The organism is Streptomyces sp. HUAS YS2 (assembly GCF_033343995.1).
In the GTDB taxonomy this organism is placed as follows: Bacteria; Actinomycetota; Actinomycetes; order Streptomycetales; family Streptomycetaceae; genus Streptomyces; species Streptomyces solicathayae.
Window position 1 is genome coordinate 2,698,933 of sequence record NZ_CP137573.1, and the last position, 12,997, is coordinate 2,711,929.

The following is a 12,997-nucleotide window of genomic DNA, read 5'->3' on the forward strand; positions in this document are numbered from 1 at the left end:
ACGCCTCCTCACACCGTTGGACGGACCTTGCACGGGGCGGACTTCGAGCAGGCTCACACGCGGGTAGACACAGAGTCAACAAGTCGTGCGCGAGGGATTGACGCACTTGCTGACGGGCAGTCTCATAACCGATGACCCCCGGTAACGCGACGGCTTGCACAGCGAGGTGCGCACGGTCATGACGACATCCACCGAACGGGACTTCACACTGCTGCGCGACGCGCTCGGTCCGCTGCGCGACCGCGAGCAGCTCGCCGAGCGCCTGCTCGACGCCTCCCGTCAGCACTCCTTCGACCCGGAGACGGAACTCGACTGGGACGCCCCCTTCGAGGACGGAAAGTGGTTCTGGCCGCCGGAGCTGGTCTCCCTCTACGACACGCCCCTGTGGCGGCGGATGGGCGAGGAGCAGCGGCTCGACCTGGCCCGCCACGAGGCCGCCTCGCTGGCCTCGCTCGGGATCTGGTTCGAGATCATCCTGATGCAGCTGCTCGTCCGGCACATCTACGACAAGTCCCTGACCAGCAACCACGTCCGCTACGCGCTGACCGAGATCGCCGACGAGTGCCGGCACTCGATGATGTTCGCCCGGATGATCCGCAGGAGCGGTGCCCCGGACTACCCGGTCCCGCGGATCTACCACCACCTCGCCCGCGTCCTGAAGACCGTCTCCACCACCCCCGGCTCCTTCGCCGCGACCCTGCTCGGCGAGGAGATCCTCGACTGGATGCAGCGGCTGACCTTCCCGGACGAGCGGGTCCAGCCGCTGGTGCGCGGCGTGACCCGGATCCACGTGATCGAGGAGGCCCGGCACGTCCGGTACGCCCGCGAGGAGCTGCGCCGCCAGATGGCGACCGCGCCCCGCTGGGAGCAGGAGTTGACCCGCCTCAGCTGCGGCGAGGCGGCGCGGGTGTTCTCGGTCTGCTTCGTCAGCCCGAAGGTGTACGAGCAGGTGGGCCTGGACCGTCGCGAGGCCGTCGCCCAGGTCCGCGCGAGCGGCCACCGCCGCGAGGTCATGCAGTCCGGTGCGAAGCGCCTGACGGACTTCCTCGACGACATAGGCCTCCTGCGGGGGCCGGGGCGAGCACTCTGGAGGTCGTCCGGCCTGCTGGCCCAGGCGACGACCGGGCGGGCGCTCCGGAGGTCGTCCTGACTCCTCGCCTGAACGGCGTACGACCGGGTTACGCTGCGTGGCATGACCAGTGCCGCCTCGCCCGCGTACCGCAGGCTCAGCGTGGAGGAGCGCCGTACCCAGCTGCTCGGCGCCGCGCTCACGCTCTTCGCGCACCGCACCCCGGACGAGGTCTCGCTCGACGACGTCGCCGAGGCGGCGGGCGTCTCCCGGCCGCTCGTCTACCGGTACTTCCCGGGCGGCAAGCAGCAGCTGTACGAGGCCGCGCTGCGCTCCGCGGCCGACCGGCTGGAGGAGTGCTTCGGCGAGCCGACCGACGGCCCGCCGACCGAGCGGCTCACCCGCGTCCTCGACCGCTACCTGACCTTCGTCGACGAGCACGACGCCGGATTCAGCGCCCTGCTGCGCGGCGGCAGCGTCGTGGAGACCTCCCGGACGACCGCGATCGTGGACGAGGTGCGGCGGGCCGCCGCCGAGCAGATCCAGCTGCACCTGGGGGTGCCGGCGCCGGGCGCGCGGCTGCGGATGATGATCCGGACCTGGATCGCGGCCGTCGAGGCGGCCTCGCTGATCTGGCTGGACCAGGGCAAGCAGCCGGCCGCCGCCGAGCTGAGGGACTGGCAGGTCGACCACCTCGTCGCGCTGCTCACGGCGACCGCGGCGACGGACCCGGAGACCGCGGCGGTCGTCGAGGAGCTGCTGACGCGGGAGACCGCGTCGGGGCCGGTGGGAAAGCTGGCGCGCCGGGTCGTACCCGTCGTCGGCCACGCGGCGCACCTGCTCGCGGACGCGCCCGACGAGACGACTGGGTGACACTGGTCCCGTGCGAAGCGAGTACACCCGATTTCACGGCGGCCCCCTGGACGGCGAGGTCCTGCCGGTCCTCGTCGGCCCGACCGGCCACCCGCCCAAGTGGTACGAGGTCCCGGTGCCGGACGACGCCGGCGGCCCGCCCACCGTGTACGCCTACCGGCGCGAACCCGCCGGGCGTACCAAGCGGCTGGGCATCCAGCGCGGCTGGACGTACGAGTACGTGCCCGAGGGCCGCGAGGGGCTCAAGTGGCCCTGGACGAAGCCGGTGCGGCCGGTCGACTGACGTGTGACCGGACGGGTGAGGGCGTTGGGCCGAATCGCCCACTCGTGAGGTGATCGGATCACCTCCCCCGCATCATCGCGGTGGAGGTGATGACGTGTCAGGAAAGCTGCTGCGCACGGTCTGCACGGGGATGCTCGCCGCGGCGACGGCGTTCGCGCCGACGCCGGCCGCGACGGCTGACGACCCGGGCGACCCGCCGGTCGCGGCGGAAGTGCCCGAGGTCCCCGATCCGTCGGACGGCGAGGACGGCACGGAGACCCCGGTCGGGCCGGAGGACGTCCCGAGCGGGACGGGCGTACCGAACCCGGAGACGACCGGCGGCCAGGAGCCCGCGGACGCCGCCGGCGCCACCGACCCCCTCACCGACACCGCCACGGACGTGGACGCGGATCCGAGTGACCCCGCGCTCCCCGGCACCGCCGACGCGTCCGAGCTCCCCGACGCCGTCCCCGTCACGCCCGGCGCCCCCTCCTCGCTCGCCCAGCTGCTCACCCGGCTCCGCGCCCTCTACCAGCAGGCCGAGGCGGCGACCGAGACGTACAACGCCACCGCCGAGGCGCTGACCCTGCAGACCGCCGAGACCAAGGCCGTCACCGCCCGGCTCACCACCGCGCGCACCGCGCTCTCCCGCAGCCGGGACGAGGCCGGGCGGCTGGCCCGCGAGCAGTACCGGGGGAACAGCGAGTTCTCCGGCTACCTGCGGCTGCTGCTCGCGCCCGACCCCCAGCAGGCCATGGACCAGCGTCATCTGATGAACCGTGCGGCGCGTGACCGGGCGGCGACGATCGCCCGGCTCGCGGGCGGTGAGAAGAAGGCCGACGAGCTGGCCTCCGCGTCCCGCAAGGCCCTGGACCGGCAGCAGGTGCTCGCCGCGCGGCAGAAGAAGGCGCGGGACTCCGTCGAGGCGAAGCTGAAGGAGGTCTCGGGGATGCTCGCCGCGCTCTCGCCCGAGGAGCTGGCCGCGCTCGGCGAGCTGGAGCGCAAGGGCGCGGCGGGCGCGCAGCGCGAACTGCTCGACTCCGGGGTGCTGGACGGCGAGCGGGCCCCGTCCCGGGAGGGCGACGAGGCGCTGCGGTTCGCGGTCTCGCAGATCGGCAAGCCGTACGTCTGGGGCGCGGAGGGGCCGGATTCGTACGACTGCTCCGGGCTGACCTCTCAGGCCTGGGCGAGCGCGGGACGGGAGATCCCGCGCACCAGCCAGGAGCAGTGGGCGACGCTGCCGAAGGTGAAGCTGACCGAGCTGCGCCCGGGTGACCTGGTGGTCTACTTCCCCGGTGCCACGCACGTGGCGATCTATCTCGGCGACGGCCTGGTGGTGCAGGCCCCGCGCCCCGGCGGCAAGGTCAAGGTCTCGCCGATCGCGGCGAATCCGCTGCTCGGCGCGGTCCGGCCGGACCCGGGCGGTGCGGCGCTCCCCTCGTACACGCCGCCCGAGCTCCCGGAGGGAGCCACGGACGGCGGGGACGAGGGTTTCGACCGGGAGTGACGGGGGCGGCGCGGGTGCTACGCCCGGGAGCCGGCTGCGGCGCGGGACGTCGCCGCGTCGCGGCCCAGCGGGAACAGGGCCACGCAGAACAGGAGCGCGCCGACGGGTATCAGATCCAGACTGGCCGCCATCGTCGCCGTACCGAGCACCACCAGCACGGGACACCAGACACCGACGCGGCGCTGGACGGCGAGCTGGATCGTCAGCCACAGCAGGCCGACGTAGAACAGGATCGGGACGACCGTGTACACCACGGGCATCAAGGCGGGGACGCTCTGGATCTCGTCGAAGAGCCGGTTCATCCCCGCCCGGTCGTCGGCCCGGAGGCCGACGACGAGGTCGATGACTCCTTGAGCCGTGACCGCCGCCACCCCGGCCAGCCCGACCAGCGTCGCCGCGCGGGCGCTGAGCCGTGCCGCACCGGTCGCCGGCTCCGACAGACGCAGCAGGCCGAGAAGGACCGGTCCGAAGAGCAGCACCCCGGCGATCATGGCGACATGACTGATCGTCCAGGCGGGCCCCGGACCGTGGTCCGGGTCGGAGAGGCGGATGGCTCCGTAGGCGAGCAGGCACAGTGGTGCGGCGATGAAGGCGGTCCGCGTCAGCGCGGTCCCGCGGGTCCCCCGAGGCTCGTTCGTCATGTGTCGATCTTCTCGGCGCTCCCGTTCCGGATGATCAGGCATCACCCTGTCGAGACCCTGAACCGACCCTGACGCGCCCTCAGGGCCGACCGCCCGGACCTCCGGCGTGACGGGGTCCGGGCCGGTCTGCCGGGGCGTCAGGCGCCGGCGGCCTCTTCCAGGTACGCGCCGGTCTTCGCCGGGTCGTAGAAGAAGTTCTCGAAGTCGGCCGGGTTGTCGAAGCCGTTGGCGAAGCGGTCGGCGACCGGCTGGAGCTGGCCGGCCGCGCCGATCAGGCCCAGCACGTGCTCCGGCGGGACGCCCAGCATCGCGTTCGTCCACTTGGTGACGTGCTGCGCGGTGTCCCAGTACCGGTCGAACGTGGCCTGCATCCACTCCTCGTCGAAGGGCTTGTCGCCCTGCTCGACGATGGACGCCAGGTACGCGGCGGCGCACTTGGAGGCCGAGTTGGAGCCCTGGCCGGTGATCGGGTCGTTGGCGACGACGACGTCCGCCACACCGAGCACCAGGCCACCGCCGGGCAGCCGGCCGATCGGGTTGCGCACGGTCGGCGCGTAGCGGCCGGCCAGGGTGCCGTTGGCGTCGGTCAGCTCGACCTTGGTGGCCCGCGCGTACTCCCAGGGCGTGAACTTCTCCATCAGCTCCAGCGTGAGCGACAGGTGCTCCGCCGGGTCCTTGACGCCCTTGAACACGTCGAGCGGGCCGCCGGGAACGCCCTCCCAGAAGAGGATGTCGGCGCGGCCGGAGGTGGTGAGGGTCGGCATCACGAACAGCTCGCCGACGCCGGGCACCAGGTTGCAGCGGACCGCGTCGAAGTCGGGGTGCTCGGGGCGCGGGCCGAGGCCGTGCACGTACGCGACGGCCAGCGCGCGCTGCGGCTCGCTGTACGGGGAGCGCTCGGCGTCCCGGCCGAACATGGAGACCAGCTCGCCCTTGCCTGCCGAGACCAGCACCAGGTCGTAGGTGCGGGAGAAGTAGTCCAGGTCGGAGACGGCCGCGCCGTGGATGACGAGCTGGCCGCCACGCTGGGCGAAGGTCTCCATCCAGCCGGCCATCTTCACGCGCTGGTCGACGGACTGGGCGTAGCCGTCGAGCTTGCCGACCCAGTCGATGACCCTCTGGGACTCGGGGCCGGCGACGGAGACCCCGAGGCCCTTGATCTGCGGGGCCTGGGTCTCCCAGAAGTTGATGCCGAGGTCGCGCTCGTGCTGGAGCGCGGTGTCGAACATGCACTGCGTGGACATGACCCTGCCGGACCGGATCTCGTCCGCCGTGCGGTTGGACATCAGGGTGACCTCGTACCCCTGCGACTGGAGGCCGAGGGCGAGCTGGAGACCGGACTGGCCGGCTCCGACGATGAGTATCTTCCGCATGGCGGAGTCTCCTAGAGCGTGCGTGGTGTGCGGAGGGGTGACGGCTATTCGGGGGTGGCCTCGAGAGCATGCCCGACCATGGCGAGCAGTGTCTCGACGACGCTGTACCTCTTGCGCGCGTCCATGACGACCACGGGCACGTGCGGCGGGATCGTCAGGGCCTCCCGGACGTCCTCGGCCTCGAACAGCTCGGTCCCCTCGAAGTGGTTGACCGCGACGACGTACGGCAGACCGCAGCTCTCGAAGTAGTCGAGCGCGGGGAAGCAGTCGGTGAGCCGGCGGGTGTCGGCGAGCACGACCGCGCCGATCGCGCCGCGCACCAGGTCGTCCCACATGAACCAGAACCGCTGCTGGCCCGGCGTACCGAAGACGTACAGGACCAGGTCGTCGTCGAGGGTGATCCGGCCGAAGTCCATCGCGACGGTCGTGGTCAGCTTGCCGGGCGTGGCGGAGAGATCGTCGGTCTCCTCGCTCGCCTGGGTCATCAGCGCCTCGGTCTGGAGCGGCGTGATCTCGGAGACGGACCGGACGAACGTCGTCTTGCCGACGCCGAAGCCGCCGGCGACCACGATCTTCGTGGCGATCGGGGCGCGGGTGTGGTCCAGCTGCCAGTCCCGGGCACCCTCCTCGGACTGCGGGAGCGGACCGGACCGCGGACCGGACTGCGGTTCGGACGACGACCCGTCGGGCTGCGCGGGTATTCCGGTGAGGACCGGATCGGCGGTGACGTCAGAGACGACGGAGTCCACTCAGCACCCTTTCGAGGAGCGCGCGGTCGGGCTGGCCGGTGCCGTGACCGGTCCCGTACACACGGATCTTTCCCTGGTCGGCCAAGTCGCTGAGCAGCACTCGGACGACACCCAGTGGCATCTTCAGGAGGGCCGAGATCTCGGCGACGGTACGCATCCGCCGGCAGATCTCGACGATGGCCCGGAGCTCCGGCATGAGCCGGGCGCCGATCCCGCCGCTGGTGAGCTCCTTGCGCGGCTCGGGCGCCTCGAGCGCCGCCACGAAGGTCTCGACCAGCAGGACGTGGCCGAAGCGGGTGCGGCCGCCGGTCAGGGAGTACGGGCGGACCCGCGCGGGGCGCCGTCCGTCGCCTCGGACCGGCAGCTTCCGGGGATGCGGGACAGACGCGGACGTCACTTGGTGCTCTCCATCGATTTGCGCAGCTCGCTGCGGAGTTCGGGGGTGAGGACGTGTCCGGCGCGGCCGACGAAGAGCGCCATGTGGTACGCGACGACGCTCATGTCGCAGTCGGGGGCGGCGTGCACGCCGAGCAGCGAGCCGTCGCTGATCGACATGACGAAGACGCTGCCGTCCTCCATGGCCACCATGGTCTGCTTGACCCCGCCGCCGTCCATCAGCCGGGCGGCGCCCACAGTGAGGCTGCCGATGCCGGAGACGATGGTGGCGAGGTCGGCGCTGGAGCCGCGCGGTCCGCCGGTCCGGGGAGCGGCGGCCGGGGCGGCGTTCACCGCCGGGTCGGAGGAGAGCAGCAGCAGGCCGTCGGACGAGACGACGGCGACGGAGCGGAGCCCTGGCACCTCCTCGACGAGGTTGCCGAGCAGCCACTGCAGATTGCGGGCCTCCGTGCTCAGTCCGAACGTTCCGGTCGCAGTCAACTGCGTGCCTCCTCGACTGTGTCCCCCGCCGACTCCCCTGTGCCTGTTTCTTCGGTACGCGCGATCTCGGCCTCGACGTCGCGACGGCCGTCCTTGGCGCCCTGGTGGAACCCGCCGAGCCGGGCCCGCAGGGCCTCGGCGTCGACGCCGCCGGCCTGCCGCGGCACGGGCGCGTCGGCCTGCCGGAGTACCCGCGGGGTGCGCTTGGGCAGTCCCTTGTCGGTGACCCGGGGGGCGTCCGCGACGGTCTCGTACGGTTCGGCCGCGCGCTCGTGCGCGTCGGGGCCGATCGCGTACGGGCTGGGCGCGGGCGCCTCGGGCTCCGGCTCGGGGGCCGGTGCCGGCGCGGGTACGTGTACGGCCTCCGGCTCGGGCTCCGCGTCCGACGCGGGCTCGAACTCCGACTCCGACTCCGGCTCCGCCTCGGGCGCGAGCGGCAGGCGGACCTGGAGCGTGGTCTCGGCGCGCGACTCCTCGGGGACACCGGCCTCGGCATCCGTCTCCGGCTCCGCCTCCGACACGGCCTCCGCCTCGGGCGCCTCCGGCTCCGTGGCCTCTGGCTCCGGTGCTGCGGGCGTCTCCGCCTGCTCCCGCTCCGCCGCCTCGACGGCCTGCTCGGCCGCCGCGATCAGCGGGTCGCGGGTGCGCTCCGGCAGCGCGTTGGAGTTGGCCTCCGCGACCGAGCCGGGCAGGTTGAGCGTCGGGGCCGGGCCGCCCGCGACCGGGACCGGCGGCGGTACGGCCGCCGGCGGCGCGTCCGGCAGCAGCGGCTGCGGCAGCACGATGACGGCCGCGACGCCGCCCTGCTTCTGCTCCCGCAGCTGGACGCGGACGCCGAGCCGCGCGGCCAGCAGGGCGGTCACCCGGATGCCCAGGCCCTCGCCCTCCAGGTCGGCGTCGGAGTCCTCCGGGTCGGGCTCGGCCAGCCGGGCGTTGAGCTCGGCGAGCCGCCCCTCGGTCATGCCGATGCCCTCGTCCTGGACGGAGAGCATGACCTCGCCGCTCTCCAGGAGCCAGCCGGAGAGCTGGACCTGGGCGTCCGGCGGGGAGAACGCGGTGGCGTTCTCCAGGAGTTCGGCGACGAGGTGGCTGAGGTCGTCCGCGGCGAAGCCGGCGATCTGGGCGTGCGGCGGCAGGGACTGGATGGTGACCCGCTCGTACCGCTCGATCTCGCTGACGGCGGCGCGCAGCACGTCGACCAGCGGGACCGGGCCGGGGTGGCCGTGGATGTGCTCGTGCCCGGCGAGGATGAGCAGGTTCTCGCTGTGCCGGCGCATGACGGTGGCCATGTGGTCGAGCTTGAAGAGGGTGGCGAGCCGGTCCGGGTCCTGCTCGCGCTCCTCCAGCTTCTCGATGACGCCGAGCTGGCGCTCGACGAGACCGAGGGTGCGCAGCGAGAGGTTGACGAAGGTGTGCCGGACGGTGTGCCGGAGCTGCTCCAGCTCGGCGGTGAGCAGGGCGGTCTGTTCCTGGAGTTCGGCGCGCCGGGCGGTGAGTTCGGCGGCCAGCACCTCGCGGGCGCCGGCCAGGTCGGCGCGGTCCCCGTCGAGCCGCTCGACCTGTCCGGCGAGGCCGGCGAGCTTGCCCTGCAGGCTGTTGAGGGACCGTACGACCTGGGCGAACTCGTCGTTGCGGCCGGTGTAGCGGACCGGCTCCTCCGACTGCGGCTCGGGGGCTGCGGCGAGCCGGGCGGCCCCGATGCGCAGCACGGCGAGCGGCTGGGTGAGGGTGCGGGCGACGGCGGCGGAGACACCGATCGCGACGAGCAGGCAGCCTCCGAGGAGGCCGATGCGCAGTTCGAGGGCGGTGAGCTGGTCGTCCCGTACGGTCTCGAGCCGCTGGACCTGGGCGGTGGCGAAGGCGGATTCGACGCCGCGCAGCTGCTCGATCCGGGCGGAGAGCGCGGCGTCCAGGCGGGCCGGGTCGGTGCGGCGCTCGGAGCGGGTCAGTTCGGCGTCGTCGGTGAGCTTGGCCAGGTAGTTCTCGGCCTGCTTGACCTCGGGGCCGGTGACGTTGGTGGCGAGCGAGTCGCGTCCCTCGGCGCTGGCGGCCTGGTCGAAGTCGGCGAGCGCGGTGAGTTCGCGGATCCGGGCCTGCTGGGCGGCGGCGCCGAGGGCGGTGCGGGCGCGGTCGGCCGCGGCGGCGTCCTCGTTCTCGTCCGGGACCATCGTGCCCGTGGCCGGGTCGAAGTGCGACCCGCCGTCCTTCGGCTCGGGCACGGCGAGGTCGGCGAGGAGCAGGGCGCGGGTGGCGGAGGCCTGTTCGACGGCGCGGCCGAGGGCGGCGGGGGCGCGGGTGGCCTCGGCGATCTCCGGGGGCGTGCGCTCGGCGAGCCGGTCGGCGAGGGCCTGGAGCTTGGTGATGACGTCGGTGTACGCCTTGAACGCCTCCAGGGCGGTGCCCTTGCCGGTGAGGGCGGAGCGGCGTACGGAGCTGACGGCGGCGAGGTCGTGGCGGAGGTCGGCCGGGGCGTCGGGGCGGATCTCGTCGATCTGCCGGTCGACGCGGGCGGCTCGGGCCGGGGTGATCTTCCGCTTGTTCTTGGCGGGGCCGCGCTGTTCGTCGCGGCCGGCGGCGACGTAGGCGACGACCTCGTCGCGTTCGTCGGCGAGGGAGTGCGCGAGGGTGACGGCCTGTCGGTCGAGGGCGGCGAGGTCGACGAGCTGCTGGGCGTCCTTGAGTTCGGCGGAGGCGCCGAGGACGGCCGGGGCTCCGGCCGCGAGGACGGTCAGGGAGACGAGGGCGACGCCGCCGACGAGTCGGGTGCGGACGCGAACGGGCCGCCGGGCGCCCTTGTCCGGAGCCTGCGGGTCACCGGGGGTCTCCTCGCGCGTGCCGTTCTTGCTCCCAGGCCGCTTCTTCTGCACCGGTGCTCGCATTCTTGACTCGTCCGCCCATGAAGCAGAGGTGACGACCGGTCACACAGCAGAGCGCCCCCACCCCTGGTACGGCTTCCGACCATTCCAGTGCTTATGGGAAGGGGGCGCGCATCGGCCACTCCGCCACCCGAACGAGTGAACAACACTCCCGAGTTGTCGAACAACTCCCCCGGAGGCGAATTGGGGTGCCTTTCGGGGCGCCGGTTGGATCTTCCGGGCGGGCTTTGGCAGGATGCCCGCCCGCAGCTTCCCGGACGTTCCGGTTCCGTTGACTTCCGGCCCCTCCGAGGCCTGGTTCAGGCCAATTTCGGCTTTCGGGAGGCGGTGTGAAGGACTCATGCAGACTGGGATCATGCGCACCGATCTGGTCTCCCTCCCCGGCAGCCCCGAACGCCCCAACGAGGACTGGGCGGCCGCAGTTCTGCCCGCGTCCGGCGGGGGCGGCGCGGTGGTCGTCCTGGACGGGGTGACCCCGCCGGCCGGAGATGACGGTTGTGTGCACGGCGTGCCCTGGTTCACCGCCCGGCTCGGGGGCGCTCTGACCGAACTGTCCGGTTCGCGAAGGGACATGACACTGCCCGCGATCCTGTCGTATGGGATCCGGCGCACCGCGGACGCGCACCGCGAATCCTGTGACCTTTCTCACGTCCGTACGCCGCAGGCGACGGTGGCCCTGGCCCGCTGGGACGCGGACACCGTCGAGTACCTGGTCCTGTCGGACTCGGTGCTGCTCCTGGAGTCGCCCGCGGGCGCGGTGCGCGCGGTACGGGACGACCGGCTGGACCGCGTCCCGCCGGAGATCCTGCGCTCCCACGAGGCGACGGACCGGCTGCGCAACCGGGAGGGCGGCTTCTTCACGGCCGCCGCGGACCCGGCGGTGGCGGAGCGGGCGGTCACCGGCACGGTGTCGCGCGCGGAGGTACGGGCGCTGGCGGCGCTCACGGACGGCGCGGCCCGCTGGGTGGAGCGGTTCGGCGCGGGCGACTGGGTGGAGTGCTTCGCGCTGCTGGCGGCGGAGGGCCCGCGCGGCCTCGTGGACCGGGTACGGGCACTGGAGACGGCAGCCGACGCGGCGGCGACGAGGGCGGGCGCGGGCGGAGTCGTGCGGCGCGGCAAGCCGCACGACGACGCGACGGCGGTGTACGCGGAGTTGTAGCCCGCGGCCACTCGCCGCCGCGCCCCGGCCGCCGTCAGGCGTTCTCGGCCCGGGTGTTCAGCTGGTGCAGCAGCCGGGCCAGTTCGGCGACCTCGCCGCGGTCCCAGTCGGCGAGCTTGCGCACGTACCGCTCGCGCCGCGCGTCGCGGACCCGGCGGAAGCGGTCCCGGCCCTCGTCGGTGAGCCGGACGAGCCAGGCCCGCCCGTCGGCCGGGTCGGGGTCGCGGACGATCAGCCCGAGGTCGTCCAGGGCGCGGAGCTGGCGGCTCATCGTCGCCTTGCCGACGCCGAAGTACGCGGCGAGTTCGGTGGCGCGCTGCGGGCCAGCGTCGTCGAGCCGGACGAGCAGACCGTACGCGGCGGGCTCCAGTTCGGGGTGCACCTCGCGGGCCATCTCGCCGGAGGAGGCACGGGCCCGACGCAGGAAGACGGCCAATTCCCTTTCCAGCGCCAGGAATTCCTGGTCCACACCATTCCCGGCCGTGGGGTCGACTTCACTCCCCGTACCGCTTCCGTGCACGTCAGCACCCCTCGCGCGCTTTCCGGTCGATGAAAGTTTCCTTCAGTCGCGGACATCGCCGCAGCTCCCCCAGTATTTCGCAGGCGTAGACCATCGGCAGCACCCAGGCCCTCTTCCGTCGACGGGGTCTACGTGCGTAGCGTCCTGCATGACATGTCCACACCCAGCACATGTCGTACGTCCCCCCACCCAGCCTTTCGGAGGCACGCAATGCCCGTGCACAGATCCGGAAAGACCCTCAGCGGCCGCTCCGCCGTCGTCACCGCGTTACTCGCGGCCCTGGCCCTCCTCCTGACCCTGCCCGGCGCGGCGAGCGCCGCCCAGGTGCCCGACCGCGGCACCGCCTGGATGGGCATGGGCGTCGTCAAGCACGACGGCCGGGGCGGAAAGCCCGCCGGCGGCATCTCGACCCTCGCCACCCAGACCGAGGGCGTCGACGTCTCCAGCCACCAGGGCAACGTCGCCTGGTCGACCCTGTGGAACAGCGGGGTCAGGTGGGCCTACGTCAAGGCGACGGAAGGCACGTACTACAAGAACACCTACTTCGCGCAGCAGTACAACGGCTCCTACAACGTCGGCATGATCCGCGGCTCGTACCACTTCGCGACCCCCGACACGACGTCGGGCGCGACGCAGGCGGACTACTTCGTGAACAACGGCGGCGGCTGGTCGCGGGACGGCAAGACCCTCCCCGGCGCGCTCGACATCGAGTGGAACCCGTACGGCGCGACCTGCTACGGCAAGACGCAGTCCGGGATGGTGACCTGGATCCGCGACTTCGTGAACCGGTACAAGTACCGGACGGGCCGCGACCCCGTGATCTACACCGCGACCAGCTGGTGGAAGCAGTGCACCGGCAACTACGGCGGCTTCGCGACGACGAACCCGCTGTGGATCGCGCGCTACGCCTCCACCGTCGGCGAACTCCCGGCGGGCTGGGGCTACTACACGATGTGGCAGTACACCTCGTCCGGCCCGACGGTCGGCGACCACAACCACTTCAACGGCGACTACTCCCGCGTGCAGGCGCTGGCGAACGGCTGACCGACGCGGTCCGTGCGAACGACGGCCCTCCGGGTGTGCGGCGGCACA

13 protein-coding genes are annotated in these 12,997 nt (G+C 72.7%); 6 read left to right on the top strand and 7 right to left on the bottom strand.

Annotation, left to right across the window (positions count from 1 at the left end):
* Window positions 1-178: 178 nt before the first annotated feature.
* From R2D22_RS12075 to R2D22_RS12090, 4 genes are all read left to right on the top strand, one after another.
* Window positions 179-1,150 (top strand): AurF N-oxygenase family protein, encoded by a 972-nt coding sequence (locus R2D22_RS12075; protein WP_318103100.1) that lies wholly within the window; start codon window positions 179-181, stop codon window positions 1,148-1,150.
* A gap of 42 nt (window positions 1,151-1,192) precedes the next feature.
* Entirely contained in the window at window positions 1,193-1,942 is a 750-nt protein-coding gene (locus R2D22_RS12080; RefSeq protein ID WP_318103101.1) for a TetR/AcrR family transcriptional regulator, read from the top strand.
* A gap of 10 nt (window positions 1,943-1,952) precedes the next feature.
* Window positions 1,953-2,225 carry a hypothetical protein gene (locus R2D22_RS12085; protein WP_318103102.1) on the top strand — a complete coding sequence of 91 codons (273 nt, stop codon included), beginning with the start codon at window positions 1,953-1,955 and terminating at the stop codon, window positions 2,223-2,225.
* Between the two features lie 94 nt (window positions 2,226-2,319).
* Window positions 2,320-3,711, top strand: a complete 1,392-nt coding sequence (locus R2D22_RS12090) for a C40 family peptidase (protein ID WP_318103103.1) — start codon at window positions 2,320-2,322, stop codon at window positions 3,709-3,711.
* Between the two features lie 17 nt (window positions 3,712-3,728).
* On the opposite strand, the gene R2D22_RS12095 is transcribed toward R2D22_RS12090, so the two are convergent.
* The 6 genes from R2D22_RS12095 to R2D22_RS12120 form a co-directional block, all read right to left on the bottom strand.
* A complete protein-coding gene (locus R2D22_RS12095) occupies window positions 3,729-4,352 on the bottom strand; it encodes a hypothetical protein (RefSeq protein ID WP_318103104.1) in 624 nt (207 codons plus the stop codon).
* A gap of 137 nt (window positions 4,353-4,489) precedes the next feature.
* Window positions 4,490-5,725, bottom strand: a complete 1,236-nt coding sequence (locus tag R2D22_RS12100) for a styrene monooxygenase/indole monooxygenase family protein (protein ID WP_318103105.1) — start codon at window positions 5,723-5,725, stop codon at window positions 4,490-4,492.
* Between the two features lie 44 nt (window positions 5,726-5,769).
* Complete coding sequence (locus tag R2D22_RS12105) at window positions 5,770-6,474, bottom strand: GTP-binding protein (protein WP_411977011.1); 705 nt, start codon at window positions 6,472-6,474, stop codon at window positions 5,770-5,772.
* Complete coding sequence (locus R2D22_RS12110; protein WP_318103106.1) at window positions 6,455-6,871, bottom strand: DUF742 domain-containing protein; 417 nt, start codon at window positions 6,869-6,871, stop codon at window positions 6,455-6,457. Before R2D22_RS12110 ends, R2D22_RS12105 begins: the two co-directional genes overlap by 20 nt.
* Window positions 6,868-7,350 (bottom strand): roadblock/LC7 domain-containing protein, encoded by a 483-nt coding sequence (locus tag R2D22_RS12115; protein ID WP_318103107.1) that lies wholly within the window; start codon window positions 7,348-7,350, stop codon window positions 6,868-6,870. The genes R2D22_RS12110 and R2D22_RS12115 overlap by 4 nt, the downstream gene beginning before the upstream one ends.
* Window positions 7,347-10,229, bottom strand: coding sequence for a sensor histidine kinase (locus R2D22_RS12120; protein ID WP_318103108.1), 2,883 nt, complete (start codon window positions 10,227-10,229; stop codon window positions 7,347-7,349). The genes R2D22_RS12115 and R2D22_RS12120 overlap by 4 nt, the downstream gene beginning before the upstream one ends.
* A 352-nt stretch (window positions 10,230-10,581) precedes the next feature.
* On the opposite strand from R2D22_RS12120, the gene R2D22_RS12125 reads away from it, so the two are divergent.
* Window positions 10,582-11,385 (top strand): protein phosphatase 2C domain-containing protein, encoded by an 804-nt coding sequence (locus R2D22_RS12125; RefSeq protein WP_318103109.1) that lies wholly within the window; start codon window positions 10,582-10,584, stop codon window positions 11,383-11,385.
* A gap of 34 nt (window positions 11,386-11,419) precedes the next feature.
* Here R2D22_RS12125 and R2D22_RS12130 read toward each other — a convergent pair whose 3' ends face one another.
* Complete coding sequence (locus R2D22_RS12130) at window positions 11,420-11,905, bottom strand: MarR family winged helix-turn-helix transcriptional regulator (RefSeq protein WP_318103110.1); 486 nt, start codon at window positions 11,903-11,905, stop codon at window positions 11,420-11,422.
* Window positions 11,906-12,115: 210 nt separating this feature from the next.
* Between R2D22_RS12130 and R2D22_RS12135 the strand changes: the two genes are divergently transcribed.
* A complete protein-coding gene (locus tag R2D22_RS12135) occupies window positions 12,116-12,949 on the top strand; it encodes a lysozyme (protein WP_318103111.1) in 834 nt (277 codons plus the stop codon).
* Window positions 12,950-12,997 lie beyond the last annotated feature (48 nt).

What these genes read in the sequence shown, in the direction of transcription:
- R2D22_RS12075 (WP_318103100.1), top strand. Translation starts at nt 179, where the DNA reads ATGACGACATCCACCGAACGGGACTTCACACTGCTGCGCGACGCGCTC.
- R2D22_RS12080 (WP_318103101.1), top strand. Translation starts at nt 1,193, where the DNA reads ATGACCAGTGCCGCCTCGCCCGCGTACCGCAGGCTCAGCGTGGAGGAG.
- R2D22_RS12095 (WP_318103104.1), bottom strand. Translation starts at nt 4,352, where the DNA reads ATGACGAACGAGCCTCGGGGGACCCGCGGGACCGCGCTGACGCGGACC.
- R2D22_RS12100 (WP_318103105.1), bottom strand. Translation starts at nt 5,725, where the DNA reads ATGCGGAAGATACTCATCGTCGGAGCCGGCCAGTCCGGTCTCCAGCTC.
- R2D22_RS12120 (WP_318103108.1), bottom strand. Translation starts at nt 10,229, where the DNA reads ATGCGAGCACCGGTGCAGAAGAAGCGGCCTGGGAGCAAGAACGGCACG.
- R2D22_RS12125 (WP_318103109.1), top strand. Translation starts at nt 10,582, where the DNA reads ATGCGCACCGATCTGGTCTCCCTCCCCGGCAGCCCCGAACGCCCCAAC.
- R2D22_RS12135 (WP_318103111.1), top strand. Translation starts at nt 12,116, where the DNA reads ATGCCCGTGCACAGATCCGGAAAGACCCTCAGCGGCCGCTCCGCCGTC.